Genomic DNA, 21,744 nt, shown 5'->3' on the forward strand with positions numbered 1-21,744 from the left:
TATGCTTTCATTGTTAAAACGTCTCTCATTTGTCGTGCTGCCGCTATTGGCAGCACTGACAATGCTGGCTCCAATGAGTCACGCTGCTGAGACGAAAGCGAATACCGCAGAGCGTGAGATGACCCAACTGGCGGGTGCAGACTTTTGGCGACAAGTGCGTGAAGGTGAGACAGGATACACAACGTCTCAATCTGCTGAGCACGGTATGCTGATAAGTACTCCTGGGCAAACGTGGTACATCTTAAAAGAGAAGTGGATGTCTCCGGCAGGCGCAGTGGCTATCTTCGGTAGTATTGCCTTTGTTACTCTGATGTACATTGTGATTGGCCCGCTTATGTTAAGTGCGCCGAGAACAGGGCGTAAGATAAAACGTTGGTCTCGTTTAGACAGAGCACTCCACTGGAGCATGGCGTTTACCTTCCTAACTTTGGCCTTTAGCGGCTTAATGTTGGTTTATGGTAAGCACTTCTTAAAGCCTTATATCCCAACGGATTTGTGGGGCTTTATCATCATGCTCGCTAAGCAATACCACAACTACATCGGTCCAATTTTCTATGTACTGCTAATGTGCGTACTAGTGAAGTGGTGGCGTAAGTCTATCTTCAAGATGGTCGATCTTAAGTGGTTTATGAAGCTTGGTGGTATGGTTGGTAAGCATAAAGGCTCGCACCCGTCAGCGGAGTTCTCAAACGCTGGTGAAAAAGCACTGTTTTGGTTACTTATCATTGTAGGTACCGTCGTTGCGATCAGTGGTTTAGTTCTAGACTTCCCAATCTTTGGTCAAACACGTCGTGATATGGAGCTTTCTAACTTAGTTCACATGCTAGCGGCACTGATCCTTATCTGTGGCTTTGTGTTCCACATCTATATCGGCCTGTTTGGTATGGAAGGGGCGCTAGAAGGTATGGTAACGGGTGAAGTTGATGAAACTTGGGCCAAGGAGCACCACGACCTTTGGTACGAAGAAGTCATGGCTAAAGAGAAGCAGGATGCACTACAAGGTGATGTTACTGGTTCGAACACAGAAAATGTCTCGCAAACAGAAAAAGAGGTAAAGCCGAATGAACAAACCTCATAAAGGTATTTGGGTTGCTTACATACTAAGTTGCTTTACGCCATTTACCTGTCTGATTTCGGGTGTGATCGCTATTGTCTATGCGGGTTATCGTCTAGACAAAGGAGAGGATGGGGAAGTCATTGACTCCCATTACTACGGTCTAATCCGTACTTTCTTCCTGAATCTGACCTACTTTGTGGTATTGATCGTTACTGTTGCAACGTCAAATGGCGTTTTGAAAGGTGTAAACGACTATTGGTATAAGAGTCATTTCATCGATGAGATTGCATACTACATCCCTTACGTGGGTATGTTGTTTGGTGCTATTGCCATCGTGGTTTGGTTTATTCGTATGTACCAAGGAATGACCCGCCTGAAGCAAGGTTTGCCTCAAAAAGCTTCGACAGGACCAAACCTGTAACAACACTCTTAAGTTGTTCTATTTGAAACCCAGCTCTTTGCTGGGTTTTTTATTGTCTGCTTTCTAAATCCTCTAAGCCATTCCCTTGATGTTGCACGCTTCTTTATGGTGCATCTCACTATCTTGGTGCAAATAAGATTAACAACTTACATCCTGTTGCTCACCAAAATTGTGCCACTAAACATTAAACCCCTTATTAATCAACAATTTAACCACAAGTGCAAACTGCGCTTATTCGGTTCATGTGGTGTGGAACGCATCTTGCCTAACTATTGAGTCTTTAAATAATTACATCATTTAACGCGCACACAATCAGTGCAAATGATAAAGCAAAAGGAGTTAGCTTTAATGAGCCAGTCAGTCGAGCAAGTTCATAGTGCAGTACAGAACTTGACGCAAAGTTCGGACACACTGTTTTTACTACTTGGTGCCATCATGGTTTTCTTGATGCACGCAGGTTTTGCCTTCCTAGAGGTAGGTACGGTACGAAAGAAAAACCAAGTAAACGCTTTGGTGAAGATTCTTGCGGATTTTGGCGTTTCCGCCATTGCGTATTTCTTTATCGGATATTGGGTTGCTTATGGCGCACACTTTTTCGCTGATGCCGATACCTTGGCTCAAGCAAATGGCTATGAGTTAGTGAAGTTCTTCTTCTTAATGACGTTTGCTGCGGCGATTCCAGCAATTGTATCGGGTGGTATCGCAGAGCGCGCGCGTTTCTACCCAGTACTATTGGCGACCTTGTTTACGGTCGGACTGATTTATCCGTTCTTTGAAGGCATTATTTGGAATGGGAATTTTGGCCTACAGGATTGGTTCGAAGCGCAGTTCGGCTATGGCTTTCATGACTTCGCAGGTTCAATCGTCGTACATGGCGTAGGTGGTTGGATTGCATTGGTCGCAGTTTACTTTCTGGGAATGCGTAAAGGACGTATTCGTGCGGGCAAGCACACCAACTTCGCACCATCAAACATTCCTTTCTTAGCGTTAGGCGCATGGATTCTTTGTGTCGGTTGGTTTGGCTTTAACGTAATGTCAGCGCAGGCAATCAATGGCATTAGCGGCTTAGTTGCAATGAACTCTCTCATGGCGATGGTTGGCGGTATTCTAGCAGCACTGTTTGCTGGCAAGAACGACCCAGGCTTCATTCACAATGGTCCTTTGGCGGGCTTAGTCGCAGTTTGTGCCGGCTCAGACTTGATGCATCCACTCGGTGCACTAGTAACAGGTGGTGTCGCAGGCGCACTATTTGTTTACCTATTTACTTACATGCAAAACAAAACCAAGATTGATGACGTATTAGGTGTTTGGCCTCTACACGGCGTTTGTGGCGCATGGGGCGGCATCGCAGCAGGTATCTTTGGCCAACAAGCATTCTGGGGACTTGGTGGTGTGAGCTTTGTGGTACAAGTTCTGGGTACTATTGCAGGCATTGTGGTTGCAGTTGGCGGTGCATTCATCGTTTACGGCATCCTAAACAAAGTGACTGGCCTTCGTTTAAGCGAGGAAGATGAATTTAACGGTGCGGATCTATCCATTCACAAGATCTCATCTGTAAGCGAAGATTAACCTTTAAACAAAGTCATCTTCTTACTTCTAGATACAGAAATTAAAAGCGGCTTCGGTCGCTTTTTCTTTATTTATAAAGAGCGATAAGGAGCAAAAACCGATTCAACAGTCGTCTCTTCACCGTTTTTCCTATTCAAAACTCAAGCTAGTTCACAAATGACCAATGAATACATGCACATAAGACCATGGTCTAATCCCCAAAACTATTGTTGAAATTTGAACAATGCTAAGCTGTTACAAAGTGACATATTGATAAGGACGTAATATGAATTTCCCATACAGAAATATCGTGATTCTCACAGGTGCTGGGATCTCGGCAGAATCAGGAATACAGACTTTTCGTGCGCAGGACGGATTATGGGAAAACCACAAGATCGAAGATGTGGCGACCCCCGAAGGCTTTCAACGAGACCCTGATTTGGTTCAAGCATTTTATAATAAGCGCCGTAAAGGACTGCAAAGCCCCGATATTGAGCCTAATGCTGCACACAAAGCGCTAGGGGAGCTTGAGAAGCGTTTAGATGGGAAAGTCACCATCATCACACAGAATATCGATAACCTTCATGAGAGAGGCGGTAGCGACAATGTGATACACATGCACGGCGAACTCCTAAAAGCCCGTTGCAGTGAATCGAATCAGGTTATTGAGCACAAAGATGACATTCTGACTGGTGAGCTATGTCATTGTTGCCAAATCCCAGCTCAGATGAGGCCTCACATTGTTTGGTTTGGTGAAATGCCACTACGTATGGGGGATATCTATTCAGCGTTAGAAGAAGCGGATCTATTTATTTCTATCGGTACTTCTGGCGTAGTGTACCCAGCTGCAGGCTTTGTCCACGATGCGAAAATGCATGGCGCTCATACTATTGAAATTAATCTAGAGCCAAGCGCTGTAGAAAGCGAATTTGTTGAAAAGCGTTATGGTAAGGCAAGCATTGAAGTTCCTAAATTAGTTTCAGAACTCCTATACGAAGAGCCTAAAAGTTTAAGAGCTTGAAAGGAAAAATAGTCTATCGGTTTGTATAAAAAGAAGGCATCACGATTCAATGTGATGCCTTGTTTGTTTTTGGTCTGATTCAACAGCACTACTCATATACAGTTAGTGCTTTTTGGCATAGAAAGCGATAGCTTCTTCACTGGTCATCCCGTAGTTTTGAATCAGGTCTACGAGTTGACGTTTTTCTTCTAGCTCAGCAAGAATCTCTGGATCAGTTTCAATTTCATAGTCATCAATATCATCTATCGGCTTCACGTCTTTTATCCTTCTGAACTACAACAAAAAAAGACTAGCATAACCAACAGAGACTCAAGCAACAGTTCACACGAAGTGCGAGTTACAGAGCAAAAACAAACTTGTGTTTTGTCTTATAACGAAGCTCCTTCTACAGCAAATTAAACACTCTTCAAGCTGTGCTTGGCCTTCTTCATTGTGTACATCGCTTTGTCTGACGCAACCAAGGCCTGTTGAAAAGTGTCTTGTGTCGCAGGGGCTACACCATATGAAAAATCAATATTTTCGCCGTGAAGCAGATTGACAACCTGATCTATAAATTCAGCGCTACGTCCTTTGAGTGCAACCACGACAAACTCATCACCACCAATTCGAAATAGTAACTCGTCCTGAACCGCAGCTTGGCGAAGTACCTGAGAGAAGCGCACAATCATGAGATCACCTACATTATGACCTTTTAAATCATTCACGCGTTTTAGGCCATCAAGGTCCAGATAGATAACATCGAACTCGGCGAGTGTAATTGTGTCGAATTTCTTTCGGTTAAACAGGCCGGTCAACTCATCAATGTGGCTCTGAGCTTTAATGGAGGAGGTGAGTTGGGTAATACCAATCGCGATAAGTAAAAACGCGATCTGCAGTAAACCATCTTCAAGAAAAGTATCAATGAGTTCATGGCGGTCTGCCCATTCATCAAGCCTCTCGAGCTCTGTTGCGACGTCATAACAAAGGTTGAAAATAAGGAGCAGAGCACCGAAGTGCAAGATCTTATGAGGGAGTATCGCTTTTCGAGCAACAGCATAGACATAAATTACGATGATCAGCGTATTGGTTTCAAAGAATAAGTCGTAGTTTGAATCTATGTCTGTCACAGAGCTCAAGCCAAGCATCACAAAGGAGCCTAGTAGCATTAGAGTGACAATCAATAGTATAGGGTTTGCCTTCATATTAAATCGCACTTCGTGTTGTTAATTTTTATCCTATATAAAGTTTAGATAAAAAGAAAGCGGCCAACGCCGCTTTCATATTCATTTAAAAATAAACTAGTTGTTTACTTTTAGTTTTTGGAAGTACTCGTCATAAATAACGCTCGCTTCACCCACTTCGTCTTGCCAAAAACCGTTGTCCATTACAGATTGTGGTGGGAAAACGTTCTGATCTTCAGCGAACTCTTTTGGTAGAAGAGGGTATGCCGTTTTAACTGGCGTTGGGTAGCCAATTTCTAGAGCAATTTTTGCTGCGTTTTCAGGGCGTAGTAGGAAGTCGATCATCTTGTGTGCCGCATCTACGTTTTTCGCGCCTGATGGAATCGCTAGGCTGTCCATCCAGAAGATTGCGCCTTTCTCTGGCCAGATGATGTCAATTGTTGCACCTTCTTGACGAGCCATGTATGCAGAACCGTTCCAAAGCATACCTAGAGAAACTTCACCTGCTAGGTAAGGGTTTGCTGGGAAATCTGAGTTGAACACCAATACATTTGGCATTAGCTTCTTCAGTTCTTCGTAAGCCGCTTTGATTTCATCTGGGTTAGTTGTGTTTGGAGAGTAACCCAGCTTTGTTAGAGCAATGTGGAACACTTCACGAGAGTCGTCCATCATCATCAGCTGACCTTCCCACTGTGTATCCCATAGGTCATCCCATGATTTAACAGAAGACTTGTCTAGCATGTCTGAGTTAATGCCAATACCCGTAGCACCCCAAATGTATGGGATAGAGAAGCTGTTGCTTGGGTCAAATGGCTTGTCCAAGTAGTTTGGATCCAAATCAGCAAAGTGAGTTAGCTTAGATTTGTCTAGCTCTTGAAGCATGCCTTCTTTGCGCATCTTAGATACGAAGTAAGTAGAAGGTACAACTAGGTCGTAACCTGAACCTTGAGTTTTTAACTTAGCGTACATGCTTTCGTTAGACTCGTAGGTAGAGTAGATAACTTTAATTCCAGTCTCTTCAGTGAAGTCCTCTAACACTTCGTTAGGGATGTATTCAGACCAGTTGTAAAAGTACAGTTCTTGGTCAGCTGCGAAAGAAGGAGTTGAAAGTAAGGTAGCAGCACACAATGCGCCGGTATACAGTGTTTTTTTCATTACTGTTCCGTTCATTTGTTTGATTTGAATCTGGGTTGCGGACCCAATGTGAATCGATTTATAAAAATCGCGTCGGATTATAGCAGTCTAATACGAAAATAGGCAGCCTAAGCTGCCTATTGCATTGAAATTATTATAGACCTTACTGGCCGGCTTTCAACTTCATGAAATACTCTTCATATTTCACGGTTTTGTCACCAACAGCCGCTTGCCATTCAACGCGGTCTAGATCTTCTTGAGAAGGGAACAGCGCAGGGCTATCTTTGAACTTCTCGTTCGATGCTTTTACTGCGGTTAGGTAGCCAGTGTCACGAGAGATCTGCTCTGCAATCTCAGGGCGCAGTAGGAAGTCGATCATCTTATGTGCCGCTTCTACGTTCACAGCACCAGAGCTAATTGCAAAGTTATCTACCCAGCCGATACCGCCTTCTTTCGGGAATACCAGTTTAATTGGCAGGCCTTCATTTTGAGCCGCAGCAGCAGAGCCGTTCCAAAGCATACCTAGACCAACTTCGCCAGACATGTATGGCGCACCTGGGTTATCAGAGTTAAACACAAGTACGTTCGGCATCAGCTTTTGTAATTCAGCGTAAGCTTCGTCGATTTGCTTTTCGTCCGTGGTGTTGCCTGAGTAACCTAGCTTGCGAAGAGCAATGTGGAACACTTCACGCGTATCATCCATCATCATCAATTGGCCTTCAAGCTCAGGCTTCCACAAGTCTGCCCAGCTTTGAAATTCTTCTGGGTCATACATATCTGTATTAACAGCAAGACCCGTGATCGCAACAACGTGAGGAATAGAGTAGTCGTTGTTTGGATCGTACGGCTTGTCTAGGTAATTAGTATCTAGGTTAGTGAAATTACTTAACTTAGACTTATCAATTTTTTGTAGCATACCTTCATCGCGCATTTTAGACACGAAGTAGGTTGATGGCACAACAAGGTCATAGCCTTTGTTATGCGTTTTTAGCTTTGCGTATAAGGTTTCGTTCGACTCATAGGTAGAGTAGATAACCTTAATACCTGTTTCGTTTGTGAACTTCTCTAAGATCTCACTGTTGATGTAAGGACCCCAGTTCATAAACACTAATTCTTTGTTCTCTTCTGCAGATACAGACGCAGAAAACATAGAAAGCGCACATGCACTACCAGCTAATAAAGTAGCCCATTTTTTCATTGACGTTAGCTCCGAACTAAACGTTGCCTAAAAGGCAGTAGATAGAAAAACAGAATGGCGATTTCACCATTCTGTTTATGAATTACACGGGAGGTTTACTTGATCTTCTCTCTTGCTAGCAGTTGAGAAGCAACAACTAGTATCAACGAGACCACAAGCATAACCGTTGCAAGGGCATTAACCTCTGGTGAAATTCCCACTTTCACCATTGAATAAATCTTCAATGGTAAGATTTCATATGTTGGGCCAGTCACAAACGAGCTGATAATCACGTCATCAAGCGATAACGTGAAGCTCAGTAACCAACCCGCAGCAACAGCAGGTTTCGCTAGCGGAAGAATGATCTGTTTCAAGATCGTCCACTCACTCGCGCCCAAGTCTTTTGCTGCTTCCAGCATTTTGACATCAAAGCCATTCAAGCGACTGTACACTGTCACCACGACAAACGGTAGACAGAAGGTAATATGAGCCGCGAGTAGGGTAAAGAACCCAAGCTGTACGCCCATTACCAAAAACAGAGCCAGTAACGAGATTGCCATAACAATATCTGGCGACATCATCACCACAAATAGCATTGTGTTTACGACACCTTTACCTTTGAACTGGTATCGGAATAGTGCCACAGCCGTTAGGCTACCCACGATTGTCGCCGCTGTTGCAGAGAACACAGCCACATTGAGAGAGTGCCATGCTGCCTGCATAAGGCTGTCATTATTTATGAGTGCGTCATACCACTTGGTGGTGAAGCCGCCCCATTTCATGCCAAATTTGTTCGCATTAAACGAGTTTGCGATTAATACGATGATTGGTAGATATAGAAAACCATATACCAATGTCATAAAGCTGAACTTAACTGTGCGACCCATTAGTCTAGCTCCACCTTCTTATTCAATAGCTTGCCTGCACGATAGTAGGCATAAAGCATCACAGCCATTGCTGCCGTTAGCGCGATACTGGTTGCCGCACCAAACGGCCAATCTCGTGCATTCAACACCTGACTCTTAATCACGTTACCAATCAGTAGGTTCTTCGCGCCGCCTAGTAGGTCAGAAATGTAGAACATGCCTAACGCTGGTAAAAGAACAAGCAAACAGCCGCCAATAATACCTGGCATTGTTAGTGGCAAAATGACTTTAAGTAGTGTCTGTAACTTATTCGCACCCAAATCTTTTGCCGCTTCAATGTAGGTATCGTCCAACTTCTCAATCGCAGAGTAGAGTGGCAGAATCATGAATGGCAATAGGATGTATACCAAGCCGATCATTACGGCCGTTTCGGTATACATAATACGCATCGGTTTATCGATGATTTCCAACGCCATCAAGCTTTTGTTCAATACACCTTGAGTACCTAGGACGATCTTCAAGCCGTATGTACGAATCAATGAGTTTGTCCAAAAAGGAACAATCACCAAGAACAGCATGAATGGGCGCCACTTAGCCGGCATTTTCGCTACGATGTAAGCGAATGGGTAACCAATCACTAAACAAAGTAGTGTTGCCACAATCGCCATGTAGAACGAATGCGCTAAGACTTTGAAGTACAGCGGGTCAGCTAAACGAACATAGTTATCGAGCGTGAATGTCATCTCGATAAGGTTCGCTTCATCTCTAGTTAGAAAGCTTGTACCAATAATCATGATGTTTGGAATCATCACGAAAATAACAAGCCAACCAGTGATTAAAGCGATAATGGCGTTTTGTAAATTAAACTTCTTGCTCATCTTCTAGCACCACTTCCCAGCTCTCAACCCAAGTTACAGCAACTTTTTGGCCCAGTGAGTGATCAACATCTGGGTCATCTTCGTTGAAGAATTCGCTTACCATTACGCGCATACCAGATTCCAGTTCAACAACTGAATCCAGCGTCATGCCTTTATAGGTACGCTCGATAATATGGCCAACAATGCCACGCTGCTCAGACTCTTTGATCTCTTCGATTCGAAGGTCTTCAGGTCTTAATAGAACTTGCAGCTTTTGTCCTTCAGTGATCTCTTTATCGTGATAGATAATAGAGTCTTCACCTTCAATCTTTGCCACGATGCGCTTTTCGTCTTGACGAGAAATTGCGGTTGCTTCGAACACGTTGATCTCACCAATGAAACGCGCAACGAATAGGTTTTTAGGCTCTTCGTAGATTTCACGTGGCGTACCATCTTGCTCGATAACGCCGTCTCGCATAACGATAATACGGTCTGACATCGATAGTGCTTCTTCTTGGTCATGCGTTACAAAGATGAACGTAATACCAAGTTGACGCTGAAGCTGCTTAAGCTCAATCTGCATCTGTTTACGAAGTTTGTAATCCAGCGCCGATAGAGATTCATCCAGCAGTAGAACTTTAGGCTTGTTAACAACCGCACGCGCAATCGCGATACGTTGCTGTTGACCACCAGAGAGTTGGTGTGGTTTTCGCTGCGCCATCTGTTCTAGGCGTACCATTTTCAAAGCTTCCATTACGCGAGGTTCAATCTCGGCGCTCGGAACTTTCTGCATACGTAGACCAAATGCCACATTGTCGAAGACAGTCATATGTGGGAATAGGGCGTAGCTCTGGAAAACAGTGTTTACATGCCTTTGTTCAGCAGGAACTTGGGTAACATTTTGGTCAGCTAATAGGATTTGACCACTATCTGCCGTTTCAAAACCCGCAATCATTCTTAGTACTGTGGTTTTACCACAACCGGATGGGCCTAAGATGGTGAGGAACTCACCGTGATTGACATTTAGATCAAGATTGCCGATGACTTCCTTACCATCGAAACTTTTACTAATACCAGTGAGTTGTACTACTGGCTTTCCTACTGATTGTTTAGCGTTCAACGTCTGTTTTTCTCCACCTTGGTCCTTTTCAAGACCTGTTGCTACACACTTTTAAGGCGCGCATCATAATCACCAAAATCGTGAATTCAAAGCATTTTTTATCATTGGTTGATAAAAAATTTCGCAGGTAAAAGTAAACATCCTTTACCATACTGATATTTGAGGCATTTCTGCATAAATAAGTGTTTAATTATTAACCATTAACGCACAAAAGCAAGCCTTGTTACAGAATCAAGTTTTAGTTTGCACTCGACATATGAGTATAATGAAGCCAATTTTTTATCAATAAGTTAGGTGGCTTCGAATTCGCTAGCGCACCTAGGTATCACTATGAATAATGACATCGAAAAAGACTTTAATTTAGGCGGTAGTATCGACAGAGCACTTTCCGGGGATTACGAACTGAAAGCGACAGCTGTTTTCCAAGAAGCTTGGAAGCATACGATTAGTCACTTCTTAAACTTCTCGCCAGCCATTATTGCTTTAATGTTTGTCCAGCTTGCTATCTTTTATATCGCTCTCAAGTTACAGCTTGGTGACCCAGGTATTATCCTTGATGCGGTCATTGATCCTGAAGCATTTACACCACAGATCGTTGAATCGATTTTCATTGCTAATTTTAGCTACGAAGTTATCAGCGCGCCGGTATACGCAGGTATCAGCCTAATGGCAATGAGCCACGCTGCGGGTTTAAACACCAAACTGCGCCATATCGGTAAAGGGTTGCAATTTACGGTACCGGTGATCCTAGCAACACTATTTAGCTTAATGCTGCAGGGGATTGCAGGTATGATTCTGCCGTTCTTGTCGATTTACTTCTCTTTAGCCTTCACTCATTCAATCCTGCTTATCTGTGATAAGAAAGTGCCGCCGATGCAATCTTTACTGCTGTCACTGCGCGCAGTGAACAAAAAGATATTCACGGTTGCTGCTATTTACCTGATGGTGATGCTGATGTTTATTGCGGCCGCAATGTTATACGGCATTGGCTTGATTTTCGTTTTACCTTTCTTCTTCCATGTGAAAGGCATTCTGTATCGTGAAATGTTCGGGATCAAACTGAAACTTATCGCTTCAGATAAGCCAAAAGGTGATGACGACAATAACAACGACTCACAGGTTTTCGATGCATAGTTCAGACTCAGCACACAAAGGCCGTTCTCTTGCACTCAAGGTTACGGCTTTAGCTTTGGTAGGCTCAGTCTCCTTAGTTGGTCCTTACCTCTATAATGAGGAAGAGGAACGTAGAAAGGCATCTATCGAGAAAACTGAAGCAGAGGCGACAAATGTTATCCCAGAATTGGACCTGCCATCAGAGAAGCCTAACTTCGCTGCAATTGAAGATACCAACGCGAAGAAGAAAGCCTTCTTTGACTATTTACGTCCAAGTATCAATCTTGAAAACCGCCGTATTTCCAAAGAACGAACATTCTTAGAAAGCCTTGCCGATAAGGGAATCTCAGATGCTGATGCGGAAGACAAAGCGTACGCGAAAAGGTTAGCTAAGCTCTACAGCTTACCGCTGCCTACTACAGGTATTGATGAGGCGTGGTTGAAAGAGATGCTGAATCGAGTAAACGTGCTCCCAGAAGCACTCGTTCTGACGCAAGCAGCCAATGAGTCTGCTTGGGGTACATCTCGATTCGCGACCGAAGCAAACAACTACTTTGGGCATTGGTGTTACAGCAAAGGGTGTGGGCTAGTACCATTACAGCGTAACGAAGGGAGCACCCATGAAGTGGCGAAATTTTCTTCTAGCCAAGAGTCTGTTCACCGCTATTTCATGAACTTAAATAGAAATAAAGCCTATCAAGACCTACGCGGTATCAGAACGGAACTGGCTAACAAAGGCGAAGACCTATTAACTTTTGATGCTGCGACCAAGCTAACCGAAGGTTTATTGAAATATTCTGAACGTGGTGCCGACTATGTGACTGATTTACAAGCCATGATACGCCACAACAAGGTATACTGGGTCAAATAACCGATTGAATGAACAAAGAGCAGCTGGTTAACGCTGCTCTTTTTTGTTTCCTAGCTCAACAATTATAAGAAGTACCATGAAAAAGACGACGCTTGCTATTCTAGCCTCATTGAGTCTTGGGCTGTCTCTGCCCGCTGCTGCCCAAGAGTACATGTTCACCTATTCAAAACTATACACGCAACTAAAGAACAATCTTAAAGAAGGTCACGAAGACGTAAAAGTTGCAGTATTTTTTGTAGACCAAGCCAACAATACGACTTGTCACATTCGTAAGTCTTGGATGGAAAAAGAAGAGCACTACGAAGATCTAGAGGTTTCTTCAGGTAATGAGCTTCTGATTCCTATCGACAAAAACTTGCGTTCAGCGAACCCTTTAATCTTCGTTCATACAACAGAAGAAGAGTGCGCATACTCACTCGTAGTCATGACCAAAGAGCCACTACAAGGCGAAGTACAGGTTAGCGATATAGAAACACTTCTACCGCAAATGCAGACCATGTTAGAAGACCTCAGCGGTATGTTTTCTAGTTGGTTCACACCTGATATTGAAGGTGTAACACTGGAATTCCCAAATCAACTCGATAGTGAAATCAGCCTTTCAAATGGCAAAACAATAGCAATTGAGCAAGGTCGTGCTCGCTTTACCATTGCAGAGCTTGACGGCGCGAGCAGCTTTACACTGCCAGAACCAACATTGCGAGTATTGCCATATATTCCAGCTGACAAATAAAACGGCTTCTAACGTTTAGACAAAACAGCAAGCACATAGCTTGCTGTTTTTGTTTGAATCAGATTGATATAGAACAGTATTGTCAATAAGAGGTGAGGTTATCTCGCGTTGACTATTTCAACCTTAAATAAAAATCCGTATAATCCACGCCCTAAAACATACCACCTAGCAATCGACAGTCGGTGTTCCCGGCAGTATGAGAATAGCAATGAACCAAAACGATAACAGAAAAGAAATCCACGAATTCAACAAGCTTCAAAAGCGCCTAAGAAGAAATGTTGGAAATGCCATCATCGACTACAACATGATCGAAGAAAATGACGTAGTAATGGCCTGTATTAGTGGCGGTAAAGACTCATTCGCTATGCTAGACATCCTGATACGTTTACGTGAAGCAGCACCAATCAAATTTGATGTTGTTGCAGTAAACCTAGACCAAAAACAACCTGGCTTCCCTGAGCATATTCTTCCTGAGTACTTTGAAACGCTGAACATTCCTTACTACATCGTAGATAAAGACACGTACTCAGTAGTTAAAGAGAAGATCCCAGAAGGTAAAACAACGTGTGGCCTATGTTCTCGTCTGCGTCGCGGTACTTTGTACTCATTCGCAGAGAAGATTGGCGCAACTAAGATCGCCCTTGGTCACCACATGGATGACATCGTTGAAACTATGTTCCTTAACATGTTCCACGGCGCTCGTCTGAAGGCTATGCCACCTAAGCTACGTTCTGATGATGGCCGTAACGTTGTTATTCGTCCACTGACTTACTGTCGTGAAACGGACCTAATCAAATACGCAGAACACAAAGAGTTCCCAATCATTCCTTGTAACCTGTGTGGCTCGCAAGAGAACCTACAACGTCAATCTATTAAAGCGATGCTGATTGACTGGGATAAGAAAACTCCTGGCCGTGTTGAGAAGATCTTCAAATCAATCCAAAACGTGAGTCCAAGCCAACTGGCTGACCGCGAACTGTTTGACTTCGTAAACCTTCCACTAGACCGTAGCGGCGAGCGTGAAGAGTACGAATTCCAAGAAGCTGAAATATCATCTTCTAACATCGATGAGTCAATGTTCATCGACGTAACTAACATCTAGCATTTACGTTAGAAAGAACAGACACAGATAGAAAAGCGCCTCTAGTTCGACTAGAGGCGCTTTTTTAATGATTGATAAAGCTTAGCTCGCTGTATGTGGGTCAAGTGGGCTAATAAACCCAGCTGGTTTCAATGCCAAGACGTCGCAGTTGATTTTATCAATCACATGCTCAGCAGTGTTACCAATAAACACGGCAGAAAGACCCGTACGACCTGTCGTGCCCAAAATCACCATTGCTGCATTGTTCTCTGCTGCCACCTTAGGAATGATATCTTCAGGTAAGCCTTGCTCTACAATTGTCTGCTCTTCACACATACCGTGTTTCTGGCGCAGCGCTTTCATGGCTGTTAAATGGTGTCCACGAACGGCATCAGTGTAGGATGTCGGATCAAACTCAGGCAGTTCAATAGTAATGTTGGCTGGAGTCACAGGGTAGGCGTTAACTAAGTAAGGCTGAGCGTCTAATCGACCAGTAATCTCTAATAGGCGATCAACCATCGCATCGTTTAGCTCTAGGTGTGATTCTGTTTCAGAACCTACATGAACAGACGCATAAATCTTCGCGTCATCTGGCCAGTATTCGTTTTTAACTAACAAGACTGGGCTTGGACATTTACGCAACAAGTGCCAATCGGTCGGAGTAAAGATAACCGACTCAAGTGTATCGTGTTTGCGAGTGCCTTTGATTAGGATGTCGTGCTCACCACTAAATACCTCAGCGATAATCGCTTCATATGGGCGGTTATGCCACACAACTTTAACGTTGAATTCGATAGTGTCATCTAGGTATGGCTCAGCCACTTTATTCATCCAGATCTCACGTTGATGAATCACACCTTTACGCATCGCGTCACGCTCGTCAGCAGAGAGCATTGATGTCATGTCATAGGAGAAATCGTAAATGGAAAGAAAGAAAGTAACGTGGCTTTTTGAAGTGCTTTTTTTAGCAAGTTGAATAGCGCGAACTAGGGCAGGTTGCTCATCATGATTGATGTCGGCGACCACTAAGATTTTGTTATAGATACTCATAACTAAGCCTACTTTTCAGACTGGACATATAAACAATGTAGCGTAGTTATAAAGAGATTAAGAGAAATATAGGAGGTTTTTGGAGAGAAACATGATGTAGCTCATTATTGAACTACATCATTGATATTTAGAACTATTCTTTAGAAACGCCAGCCAGTTCCATCAGTGCATCGTGATCTTCGATGGTGATGTACTTACCTTTAACGCTTAAGATGTCCGCTTTTTGGAAGCGACCTAATAGACGGCTGATGGTTTCGACCGTAAGACCTAGGTAGTTACCGATATCACCACGAGTCATTGTTAAACGGAACTCACGAGGGCTGAAGCCGCGTTGAGAGAAACGAGTAGACAAGTTGTAAAGGAATGCTGCAAGACGCTCTTCTGCGTTCTTCTTAGAAAGAAGCAGGATCATTTCTTGGTCACCTTTGATCTCGTTACTCATTAAACGCATGATCTGTTGGCGAAGCTTTGGCATCTTACCTGATAAGTCGTCTAGGATTTCGTATGGGATTTCACATACCATCGATGTCTCTAGCGCTTGTGCAAAGCTAGGGTGTAGATCGCCAGTAATTGCATCAAAGCCTACTAAGTCACCCGCGAGGTGGAATGCAGTGATTTGCTCGTCACCTTGCTCAGTAATCGTGTAGCTTTTGATGGTACCAGAGCGTATCGCGTAAAGAGACTTAAGCTCGTCACCCGCTTTAAATAGCTCTTGCCCCTTTTGAATAGGCTTTTTTCGTTCGATGATCTGATCTAGTTGATCCAGTTCAGATTCACTCAAAGTAAATGGGATACACAGCTGGCTAATACTACAATCCTGGCAGTGGATTGCACAGCCACCAGACTGAACACGTTTCGTCACAGGCTTTTCAGAAATCATAACAATCTTTCACTATTTGATATACGTCAATATTTTAGCATCCCTTAAGACTAAAGGATAGCAAAAAAACCGCATTTAAAGCATTGCTATACGGTATAAATAATGAGCTGGATGGCTTGGTAAGCAGTAAACAGACCGTACAAAAGGATCAAAATTGCACCACACTGCCTGAATAAGTCAGCTTGTTGCAGCTTCTTGAGAAAGCCTACGCCAAAGCCAACGGTAAGCATTGCTGGCAATGTCCCTAGGCCAAACGCAAGCATGATTCCGGCACCGTTGACCCAGCTTCCAGAAACCGCTGCCCAAGTCAACATGGAGTAAACCAGACCGCAAGGAAGCCAGCCCCATACAAAGCCAAATGGCAGAGCATGGCTTGGGTGTTTGAGAGGAAGTAGAGATTGACCAATAGGAGAGACGTAGCGCCATAAACGTTGCCCGACTTTTTCAAACGCTAAAAGCCCAAACCACCATTTACCTATGTACAACGCCAGAACAATCATGAACATCGCAGCGATGAGTCTTAACCATGCCAATGCCGCATTGAAATCACTAAGTTGCCCTAATGACGAAACGGCGCCACCAATCAAGCCACCGATCACCATATAACTTAATAAACGTCCGAAGTTATATAGAACAGGCGTAATAGGGGAAGGTTTTTGCGCACCAATAGAGAGTATTGACGCAATGCCACCGCACATTCCCATGCAGTGGCCAGCGCCAATTAAGCCGACAACAAAGGCACCAATCCAATCAGGTGTCATTTCTTGCTACTTGGTTGTTTCTTTGAAGAAGGATCGTTTGCGTCTTCGTCGAACAAAATGTTGTGACCTTGACGTTCTAGGTCTTCAAATTGTTCACTTTTCACAGCCCACAAAAAGATGCCGACTGCAATACACACTAAGACGATAGCGATAGGAATGAGTATGTATAAGCTTTCCATTATTTACCTTGCTCTTTTAGAAGTCTTAATGAGTTAGACACTACAATAATAGAACTCGCTGACATGCCAACTACAGCGATATACGGAGCCACGAGGCCAGCAACCGCAAGCGGCAGTATAAGTAGATTATACCCTAATGACCACGCTAAGTTTTCACGGATGATTTTACGCGTTTTCAATGCCAACTTACGTGATTGAAGTAGTCTATCTAGCTTATCACCCAATAAAACCATATCAGCCGATGCTTTAGCTACGTCTGTACCACCACCCATAGCAACAGAGAGGTGAGCACCAGCAAGAATAGGGGCATCGTTGATACCATCGCCCACCATCATAGTAATGTCTTTATCGTCACGAGAGTTAAGGTAAGCAAGCTTATCTTCTGGTTTCGCGTTCGCCACGATATCAGTGATACCGATCTCTTCTGCAACAGGTTTGGCGTTCACCATAGAATCACCTGTTAAAAGAGTGGTCTTAATACCCGCTTCTTTAAACTTCTGAATGAACTCAATACTCTCTTTACGAATTGGGTCTTCATACACAAAGGTGGCGATATGTTTGCCATCTAGAGAAAGATAGATACCGTTGCTCTGATCATTCTGCGCCTGACCAAGAATAAACTCGCTACTGCCGATAGCCGCTTTATGACCATCCCATTCACCAGTAATACCAGAGCCAATCACGTTGTTCACTGATTCTACTTTTATGTGCTCAGATTCGAAGGCTTTAAACGCCTTAGCGATAGGGTGATTAGCGTGTTGTTCAAGGCTTGCAGCTATCTGTAGACAAGTATCTTTGTCTAACTCAGCATGCGTTTCAGTTTGGCTGATACGAATGTCGCCTTCGGTCAGTGTGCCCGTTTTATCGATAATCAGGTGGTTCACTTTACACAGCGTCTCGAAAACATGCCCTTTACGCAGTAGGATGCCGAAGTTACCCATACGCGAAGTAGAGCAAGTGATTGCCGTTGGCGTAGCAAGAGACAATGCACAAGGACAGGTCGCTACCAGTACTGAGAGCATGATCCAGAACGCATCTTCTGGTTTGGTTTGATGCCAGTACAACCAGGTGCCAAAAGAGATAATCAGAATCACGGCAACGAAGTAACGCGCAACAATATCTGCAATTTCTGCAATACGCGGCTTAGAGAGCTGCGCTTCATCTTGCAAACGAACAATATTTGAGATGACCGAGTCGGCCTTAGAACTTTTAACTTCTAGCTCAAAAGACTCATCACCATTCAAGGTACCCGCAAAAACTGAATCACCTTGGTTTTTAACCACATGGATGGATTCACCCGTCAACATTGACTCGTCAATGTGAACGCGGCCAGAAAGTACGATACCGTCTGCAGGAATATGTTCTCCTGGTAATACGCGGATTTTGTCGCCGACTTTTAGCGTCTTAACAGGAATCTGTTCGCCGTCTAATGTCGTCGCCATCGCTGGTACGAGTTTAAGCAGGTTACCACTCGCCGCAGCGGCTTTTCGACGCGCTCGCATCTCTAGGAATCGTCCTAACAACAGGAAGAACGTGAACATAGAGATAGACTCAAAGAAGACTTCACCTTGCTCTGTGACTGTAGCCACCAAGCTCGCAACATAGGCGAACAATAAGGCGATCGATACGGGTACGTCCATGCCGAGTGTTCGACCTTTAATACTGCGCCAAGCATTAATGTAGAAAGGTAGAGCAGAGTATAGAAGAACTGGCGTAGCAAAGATCAAACTCACCCAACGGAAGTAGTGTTTAAATTCAGGCTCAAGGTTGCCGAATACTTCAAGGTAGAGTGCGACCGCGAGCATCATCACTTGCATCGTCGCCAAACCAGCAACGCCCAAGCGGTACAAGTAGTTCTTCATCGAGCGATGGTACGCTGCTTCTTGCTGGTCGGCCTCAAAAGGCGCCGCTTTATAGCCAAGGGTATGAATGGCTGACAGCAGTTCACTTAGTTTCGTCTTGGTATTGTCCCAGCTAAGTAGGGCACGGTTGGTTGTCGTGTTGACACGGATACCATAAACACCATCTTGAGAGGAGACTTGCTTCTCAATCAACCACGCACAAGCTGCACAAGAGACCCCTTCTAGTGACAATGTCACTTCAGAGGTGTTTTCTGAGTTACGAACAAACTCAAGTTGCACATCTTCATTGTCGTAATGACTCAGTGCAAGCAGTTGTTCTGGGACAAGATCAGCTTTTTCAGCCGGAGCGGTACGATACTGGTAGTAGGAGACTAAGCCACTATCAACGATGGTTTGGGCTACGGTTTCGCAGCCCGGGCAACACATTGGACGTATAGAGCCTAATATTTCTACTTTAAAATCCGTTTCCGCTGGTACATCTTCACCGCAGTGATAACAGGATTCACTCATACTTTAGTTCTCTAGCTTGATTTTGTTTTCTAGAGGGAAGGTAATACGGCCTTGCACCAACCATTCTTCGTTATGTGGCGTCAATTCAATGAACCAAGGACCTTCAATTTCATGCTGCGTGTTGAGCACATAATCGCCTTGAGCGTTTGCTGTAAGCAACTGCGTGAAATCACGGTCAGGAAGAGTACGGTGAACAAACATGGCACTGATCGCAGGGAAGTGTTCTAGTTTGCCTTTGTCTAGAGAGATGATGATTGAGTCGCCACGCTCAGAAATATCTACTGACAGGCCTAGCTCTTTTGCTACGTTAACTTTAGAGATATCGACATTAATGCCTTTCCCTTTTTTATAGTAATCCTCAGTCACTAAGTCGACAGAGTTTTGTGTAAATACAATAACCGTTAAGATCGTCCAGACCACAACTGTCGCAGGCAACGCGATTAAGAACCACGGCCAAAACTGTTTATACCAAGGCTTTACCATAAAAAAGATCTCGAAAAAGAATAAAAAGAAGTGCTTATAAAATAAAGGAAAGACAGCCCCTAAGAAAGGGGCTGTTATTGAAATGTTACTTATTATCTGAGTTGCTTAAGCTCCACACATATGCAGAAACTAGTTGAACTTTTTCTTCACCTAGAATGTCCTTCCATGCTGGCATTACACCAGAACGGCCGTACATTACAGTTTCTGTTACATCTGCGCGAGAATCGCCGAACAACCAATCGCGGTCAGTCAGGTCAGGTGCGCCTACAGCAGGGTTACCTTTACCATCTGTACCGTGACACGCTGCACACACTACGAAACGAGCTTTACCGGCTTCAGCTTCACGAGCGTTAACGCTACGACCAGAAAGGCTAAGAGTATAGCTAACTACTTCTTTTACGCCTTCTTCGCCAAGAGCGTCTTTCCAACCTGGCATTTGACCAACACGACCGTGTAGTACTGTCGTTAGGATCGCTTCCGGCTCACCGCCGTATAGCCAAGCATCGTCAGTTAGGTTAGGGAAACCTTTCTGACCACGTGCATCTGAACCGTGACACTGAGAACAGTTTTGTAGGAACAGACGTTGACCTACTTTAATTGCTTCAGAGTCTGATGCGATATCAGGGATAGAACGAAGACCGTTATCATCGTATGCAAGTTGGTTAAACGCTTCGCCAAAGTAGTTATTAGCGTCGTCTAGCTCTTTCGCATATTGGTCTAGTCTCTTGTTCTGTTGAGCGTCAACTACAGAAGCACGAGATTGTGCTACCGAAGTAACGGTCTGGTCAGAACTTGTCCAACCTAGAACGCCTTTAAAGTTACCTAGACCTGGATAAAGGATGAAGTAGATTACCGCGAACACAAGCGTGCCGATAAATAGGTAAGTCCACCACTTCGGAAGAGGGTTGTTTAGCTCACGAATACCATCGTATTCATGACCCATGTCATCACCTTCTTCAATACCCGTTTTGTTCGAGAAGCATGAGCGAAGTAAAACCGCACAACCAATGAGTGTACCGATAGTAATTACGGAAACCCAGATACTCCAGAATGTACTCATTACTTAGTCACTCCTTGTTCTTTTGAACTCGTTTCAGCTTCATCCGCAAAAACTAGGTTTGCATCGTCTTCGAAACGAGATTTACGATTCTTGCCAAATGCCCACCAAACGATGCCGATAAAACAAGCAAAAACGGTCACAGTCCAAACGCTTTGAAATGTAATAATGTCCATAGTCATTCCTTATTTCATTGCGTGGCCAAGAGATTGAAGGTAAGCAATGATTGCATCCATCTCTGTTTTGCCTTCAACATCTTGCTTCGCGTTAGCAATCTGTTCGTCTGTGTAAGGAACGCCAAATTGGTTGCGGAAGAGTTCAAGCTTCTGCTGCGTCAATTTGCCATCAAGTACATTGTCTTCAAGCCATGGGAAACCAGGCATGTTTGACTCTGGAACAAGTTCACGAGGGTCAATTAGGTGAACACGGTGCCACTCATCAGAGTAACGATCACCAACACGCGCTAGATCCGGACCAGTACGCTTAGAGCCCCATAGGAATGGGTGTTCCCAAACGCTTTCACCAGCTACAGAGTAGTGGCCGTAACGCTCAGTCTCAGAACGGAATGGACGAATCATTTGGCTGTGACATACGTTACAACCTTCACGGATGTAGATGTCACGACCTTCCATCTCAAGAGCAGAGTAAACACGTAGGTTATCTACAGGTTCAGTTGTCTGCTTTTGGAAGATAAGAGGAGTGATCTCTACAAGAGCACCGAAGCTGATTGCGATAACGATCAGGATTGCTAGCAAGCCAACGTTTTTTTCTACCAACTCATGGCGATTATTTGAATTTGAGCTCAT

Annotated in this window: 24 protein-coding genes; 8 read left to right on the forward strand and 16 right to left on the reverse strand. The window is 44.0% G+C overall.

The features are described from left to right. Position 1 precedes the first annotated feature (1 nt). The 4 genes from VFDL14_RS20935 to cobB all read left to right on the forward strand — a co-directional run bounded on the left by VFDL14_RS20935 (position 2) and on the right by cobB (position 4,047). A complete protein-coding gene (locus tag VFDL14_RS20935) occupies positions 2-1,078 on the forward strand; it encodes a formate dehydrogenase subunit gamma (RefSeq protein WP_032549045.1) in 1,077 nt (358 codons plus the stop codon). Then, entirely contained in the window at positions 1,062-1,478 is a 417-nt protein-coding gene (locus tag VFDL14_RS20930; protein ID WP_032549046.1) for a hypothetical protein, read from the forward strand. The genes VFDL14_RS20935 and VFDL14_RS20930 overlap by 17 nt, the downstream gene beginning before the upstream one ends. 348 nt (positions 1,479-1,826) lie before the next feature. Next, positions 1,827-3,047 (forward strand): ammonium transporter, encoded by a 1,221-nt coding sequence (locus tag VFDL14_RS20925; protein WP_032549048.1) that lies wholly within the window; start codon positions 1,827-1,829, stop codon positions 3,045-3,047. Between the two features lie 265 nt (positions 3,048-3,312). After that, a complete protein-coding gene (gene cobB / locus VFDL14_RS20920; protein ID WP_032549049.1) occupies positions 3,313-4,047 on the forward strand; it encodes a Sir2 family NAD+-dependent deacetylase in 735 nt (244 codons plus the stop codon). Between the two features lie 102 nt (positions 4,048-4,149). On the opposite strand, the gene VFDL14_RS24485 is transcribed toward cobB, so the two are convergent. The 7 genes from VFDL14_RS24485 to potA all read right to left on the reverse strand — a co-directional run bounded on the left by VFDL14_RS24485 (position 4,150) and on the right by potA (position 10,361). After that, positions 4,150-4,302 (reverse strand): hypothetical protein, encoded by a 153-nt coding sequence (locus VFDL14_RS24485; protein WP_160168782.1) that lies wholly within the window; start codon positions 4,300-4,302, stop codon positions 4,150-4,152. A 140-nt stretch (positions 4,303-4,442) separates the two neighbouring features. Beyond that, the gene (locus tag VFDL14_RS20915) at positions 4,443-5,228 is read right to left on the reverse strand and encodes a GGDEF domain-containing protein (protein ID WP_032549050.1); all 786 of its coding nucleotides are present in this window, start codon (positions 5,226-5,228) and stop codon (positions 4,443-4,445) included. A gap of 96 nt (positions 5,229-5,324) precedes the next feature. After that, positions 5,325-6,362, reverse strand: a complete 1,038-nt coding sequence (locus VFDL14_RS20910; RefSeq protein ID WP_032549051.1) for an extracellular solute-binding protein — start codon at positions 6,360-6,362, stop codon at positions 5,325-5,327. Positions 6,363-6,504: 142 nt separating this feature from the next. Beyond that, positions 6,505-7,539, reverse strand: a complete 1,035-nt coding sequence (locus VFDL14_RS20905) for an extracellular solute-binding protein (protein ID WP_032549053.1) — start codon at positions 7,537-7,539, stop codon at positions 6,505-6,507. A gap of 95 nt (positions 7,540-7,634) precedes the next feature. Next, the gene (potC, locus tag VFDL14_RS20900; protein WP_032549054.1) at positions 7,635-8,405 is read right to left on the reverse strand and encodes a spermidine/putrescine ABC transporter permease PotC; all 771 of its coding nucleotides are present in this window, start codon (positions 8,403-8,405) and stop codon (positions 7,635-7,637) included. Then, positions 8,405-9,262, reverse strand: coding sequence for a spermidine/putrescine ABC transporter permease PotB (gene potB / locus VFDL14_RS20895; RefSeq protein WP_032549056.1), 858 nt, complete (start codon positions 9,260-9,262; stop codon positions 8,405-8,407). The genes potC and potB overlap by 1 nt, the downstream gene beginning before the upstream one ends. Beyond that, positions 9,246-10,361: a spermidine/putrescine ABC transporter ATP-binding protein PotA gene (gene potA, locus VFDL14_RS20890; protein WP_032549057.1), complete on the reverse strand. Its 1,116-nt coding sequence runs from the start codon at positions 10,359-10,361 to the stop codon at positions 9,246-9,248. The genes potB and potA overlap by 17 nt, the downstream gene beginning before the upstream one ends. A 330-nt stretch (positions 10,362-10,691) precedes the next feature. On the opposite strand from potA, the gene VFDL14_RS20885 reads away from it, so the two are divergent. The 4 genes from VFDL14_RS20885 to ttcA all read left to right on the forward strand — a co-directional run bounded on the left by VFDL14_RS20885 (position 10,692) and on the right by ttcA (position 14,177). Further along, positions 10,692-11,495, forward strand: coding sequence for a membrane protein (locus VFDL14_RS20885; protein ID WP_032549058.1), 804 nt, complete (start codon positions 10,692-10,694; stop codon positions 11,493-11,495). Then, positions 11,488-12,345: a glucosaminidase domain-containing protein gene (locus tag VFDL14_RS20880; RefSeq protein WP_032549059.1), complete on the forward strand. Its 858-nt coding sequence runs from the start codon at positions 11,488-11,490 to the stop codon at positions 12,343-12,345. Before VFDL14_RS20885 ends, VFDL14_RS20880 begins: the two co-directional genes overlap by 8 nt. Positions 12,346-12,421: 76 nt before the next feature. Then, a complete protein-coding gene (locus VFDL14_RS20875; RefSeq protein ID WP_032549061.1) occupies positions 12,422-13,075 on the forward strand; it encodes a DUF2987 domain-containing protein in 654 nt (217 codons plus the stop codon). 208 nt (positions 13,076-13,283) lie between these two features. Then, on the forward strand, positions 13,284-14,177 hold the full coding sequence (gene ttcA / locus VFDL14_RS20870) for a tRNA 2-thiocytidine(32) synthetase TtcA (protein WP_032549062.1): 894 nt from the start codon (positions 13,284-13,286) through the stop codon (positions 14,175-14,177). A gap of 81 nt (positions 14,178-14,258) precedes the next feature. On the opposite strand, the gene uspE is transcribed toward ttcA, so the two are convergent. The 9 genes from uspE to ccoO all read right to left on the reverse strand — a co-directional run bounded on the left by uspE (position 14,259) and on the right by ccoO (position 21,744). Next, complete coding sequence (gene uspE / locus VFDL14_RS20865; protein ID WP_032549063.1) at positions 14,259-15,206, reverse strand: universal stress protein UspE; 948 nt, start codon at positions 15,204-15,206, stop codon at positions 14,259-14,261. 133 nt (positions 15,207-15,339) lie between these two features. Continuing rightward, positions 15,340-16,086 carry an FNR family transcription factor gene (locus VFDL14_RS20860; RefSeq protein WP_032549065.1) on the reverse strand — a complete coding sequence of 249 codons (747 nt, stop codon included), beginning with the start codon at positions 16,084-16,086 and terminating at the stop codon, positions 15,340-15,342. A gap of 86 nt (positions 16,087-16,172) precedes the next feature. Next, the gene (locus VFDL14_RS20855; protein WP_032549066.1) at positions 16,173-16,847 is read right to left on the reverse strand and encodes a sulfite exporter TauE/SafE family protein; all 675 of its coding nucleotides are present in this window, start codon (positions 16,845-16,847) and stop codon (positions 16,173-16,175) included. Further along, positions 16,844-17,026 (reverse strand): cbb3-type cytochrome oxidase assembly protein CcoS, encoded by a 183-nt coding sequence (ccoS, locus tag VFDL14_RS20850; protein WP_032549067.1) that lies wholly within the window; start codon positions 17,024-17,026, stop codon positions 16,844-16,846. The genes VFDL14_RS20855 and ccoS overlap by 4 nt, the downstream gene beginning before the upstream one ends. Further along, positions 17,026-19,398, reverse strand: a complete 2,373-nt coding sequence (locus tag VFDL14_RS20845) for a heavy metal translocating P-type ATPase (RefSeq protein WP_032549068.1) — start codon at positions 19,396-19,398, stop codon at positions 17,026-17,028. The genes ccoS and VFDL14_RS20845 overlap by 1 nt, the downstream gene beginning before the upstream one ends. A gap of 3 nt (positions 19,399-19,401) precedes the next feature. After that, positions 19,402-19,881 (reverse strand): FixH family protein, encoded by a 480-nt coding sequence (locus VFDL14_RS20840; RefSeq protein ID WP_032549069.1) that lies wholly within the window; start codon positions 19,879-19,881, stop codon positions 19,402-19,404. Between the two features lie 85 nt (positions 19,882-19,966). Beyond that, positions 19,967-20,941: a cytochrome-c oxidase, cbb3-type subunit III gene (ccoP, locus tag VFDL14_RS20835; RefSeq protein ID WP_032549070.1), complete on the reverse strand. Its 975-nt coding sequence runs from the start codon at positions 20,939-20,941 to the stop codon at positions 19,967-19,969. Then, positions 20,941-21,114: a CcoQ/FixQ family Cbb3-type cytochrome c oxidase assembly chaperone gene (locus tag VFDL14_RS20830; RefSeq protein ID WP_032549071.1), complete on the reverse strand. Its 174-nt coding sequence runs from the start codon at positions 21,112-21,114 to the stop codon at positions 20,941-20,943. Before VFDL14_RS20830 ends, ccoP begins: the two co-directional genes overlap by 1 nt. A gap of 9 nt (positions 21,115-21,123) precedes the next feature. Further along, entirely contained in the window at positions 21,124-21,744 is a 621-nt protein-coding gene (gene ccoO, locus VFDL14_RS20825; protein ID WP_032549072.1) for a cytochrome-c oxidase, cbb3-type subunit II, read from the reverse strand.

The sequence above is a fragment of the Vibrio fortis genome (genome assembly GCF_000695685.1).
GTDB classification, from domain to species: domain Bacteria; phylum Pseudomonadota; class Gammaproteobacteria; order Enterobacterales; family Vibrionaceae; genus Vibrio; species Vibrio fortis_A.

Excerpts from the sequence above, each read along its gene's own strand:
- VFDL14_RS20935 (WP_032549045.1), top strand. The coding sequence starts at position 2 with ATGCTTTCATTGTTAAAACGTCTCTCATTTGTCGTGCTGCCGCTATTG.
- VFDL14_RS20930 (WP_032549046.1), top strand. The coding sequence starts at position 1,062 with ATGAACAAACCTCATAAAGGTATTTGGGTTGCTTACATACTAAGTTGC.
- VFDL14_RS20925 (WP_032549048.1), top strand. The coding sequence starts at position 1,827 with ATGAGCCAGTCAGTCGAGCAAGTTCATAGTGCAGTACAGAACTTGACG.
- cobB (WP_032549049.1), top strand. The coding sequence starts at position 3,313 with ATGAATTTCCCATACAGAAATATCGTGATTCTCACAGGTGCTGGGATC.
- VFDL14_RS20915 (WP_032549050.1), bottom strand. The coding sequence starts at position 5,228 with ATGAAGGCAAACCCTATACTATTGATTGTCACTCTAATGCTACTAGGC.
- VFDL14_RS20910 (WP_032549051.1), bottom strand. The coding sequence starts at position 6,362 with ATGAAAAAAACACTGTATACCGGCGCATTGTGTGCTGCTACCTTACTT.
- VFDL14_RS20905 (WP_032549053.1), bottom strand. The coding sequence starts at position 7,539 with ATGAAAAAATGGGCTACTTTATTAGCTGGTAGTGCATGTGCGCTTTCT.
- potC (WP_032549054.1), bottom strand. The coding sequence starts at position 8,405 with ATGGGTCGCACAGTTAAGTTCAGCTTTATGACATTGGTATATGGTTTT.
- potB (WP_032549056.1), bottom strand. The coding sequence starts at position 9,262 with ATGAGCAAGAAGTTTAATTTACAAAACGCCATTATCGCTTTAATCACT.
- VFDL14_RS20885 (WP_032549058.1), top strand. The coding sequence starts at position 10,692 with ATGAATAATGACATCGAAAAAGACTTTAATTTAGGCGGTAGTATCGAC.
- VFDL14_RS20880 (WP_032549059.1), top strand. The coding sequence starts at position 11,488 with ATGCATAGTTCAGACTCAGCACACAAAGGCCGTTCTCTTGCACTCAAG.
- VFDL14_RS20875 (WP_032549061.1), top strand. The coding sequence starts at position 12,422 with ATGAAAAAGACGACGCTTGCTATTCTAGCCTCATTGAGTCTTGGGCTG.
- ttcA (WP_032549062.1), top strand. The coding sequence starts at position 13,284 with ATGAACCAAAACGATAACAGAAAAGAAATCCACGAATTCAACAAGCTT.
- uspE (WP_032549063.1), bottom strand. The coding sequence starts at position 15,206 with ATGAGTATCTATAACAAAATCTTAGTGGTCGCCGACATCAATCATGAT.
- VFDL14_RS20860 (WP_032549065.1), bottom strand. The coding sequence starts at position 16,086 with ATGATTTCTGAAAAGCCTGTGACGAAACGTGTTCAGTCTGGTGGCTGT.
- VFDL14_RS20855 (WP_032549066.1), bottom strand. The coding sequence starts at position 16,847 with ATGACACCTGATTGGATTGGTGCCTTTGTTGTCGGCTTAATTGGCGCT.
- ccoS (WP_032549067.1), bottom strand. The coding sequence starts at position 17,026 with ATGGAAAGCTTATACATACTCATTCCTATCGCTATCGTCTTAGTGTGT.
- VFDL14_RS20845 (WP_032549068.1), bottom strand. The coding sequence starts at position 19,398 with ATGAGTGAATCCTGTTATCACTGCGGTGAAGATGTACCAGCGGAAACG.
- VFDL14_RS20840 (WP_032549069.1), bottom strand. The coding sequence starts at position 19,881 with ATGGTAAAGCCTTGGTATAAACAGTTTTGGCCGTGGTTCTTAATCGCG.
- ccoP (WP_032549070.1), bottom strand. The coding sequence starts at position 20,941 with ATGAGTACATTCTGGAGTATCTGGGTTTCCGTAATTACTATCGGTACA.
- VFDL14_RS20830 (WP_032549071.1), bottom strand. The coding sequence starts at position 21,114 with ATGGACATTATTACATTTCAAAGCGTTTGGACTGTGACCGTTTTTGCT.
- ccoO (WP_032549072.1), bottom strand. The coding sequence starts at position 21,744 with ATGAGCTCAAATTCAAATAATCGCCATGAGTTGGTAGAAAAAAACGTT.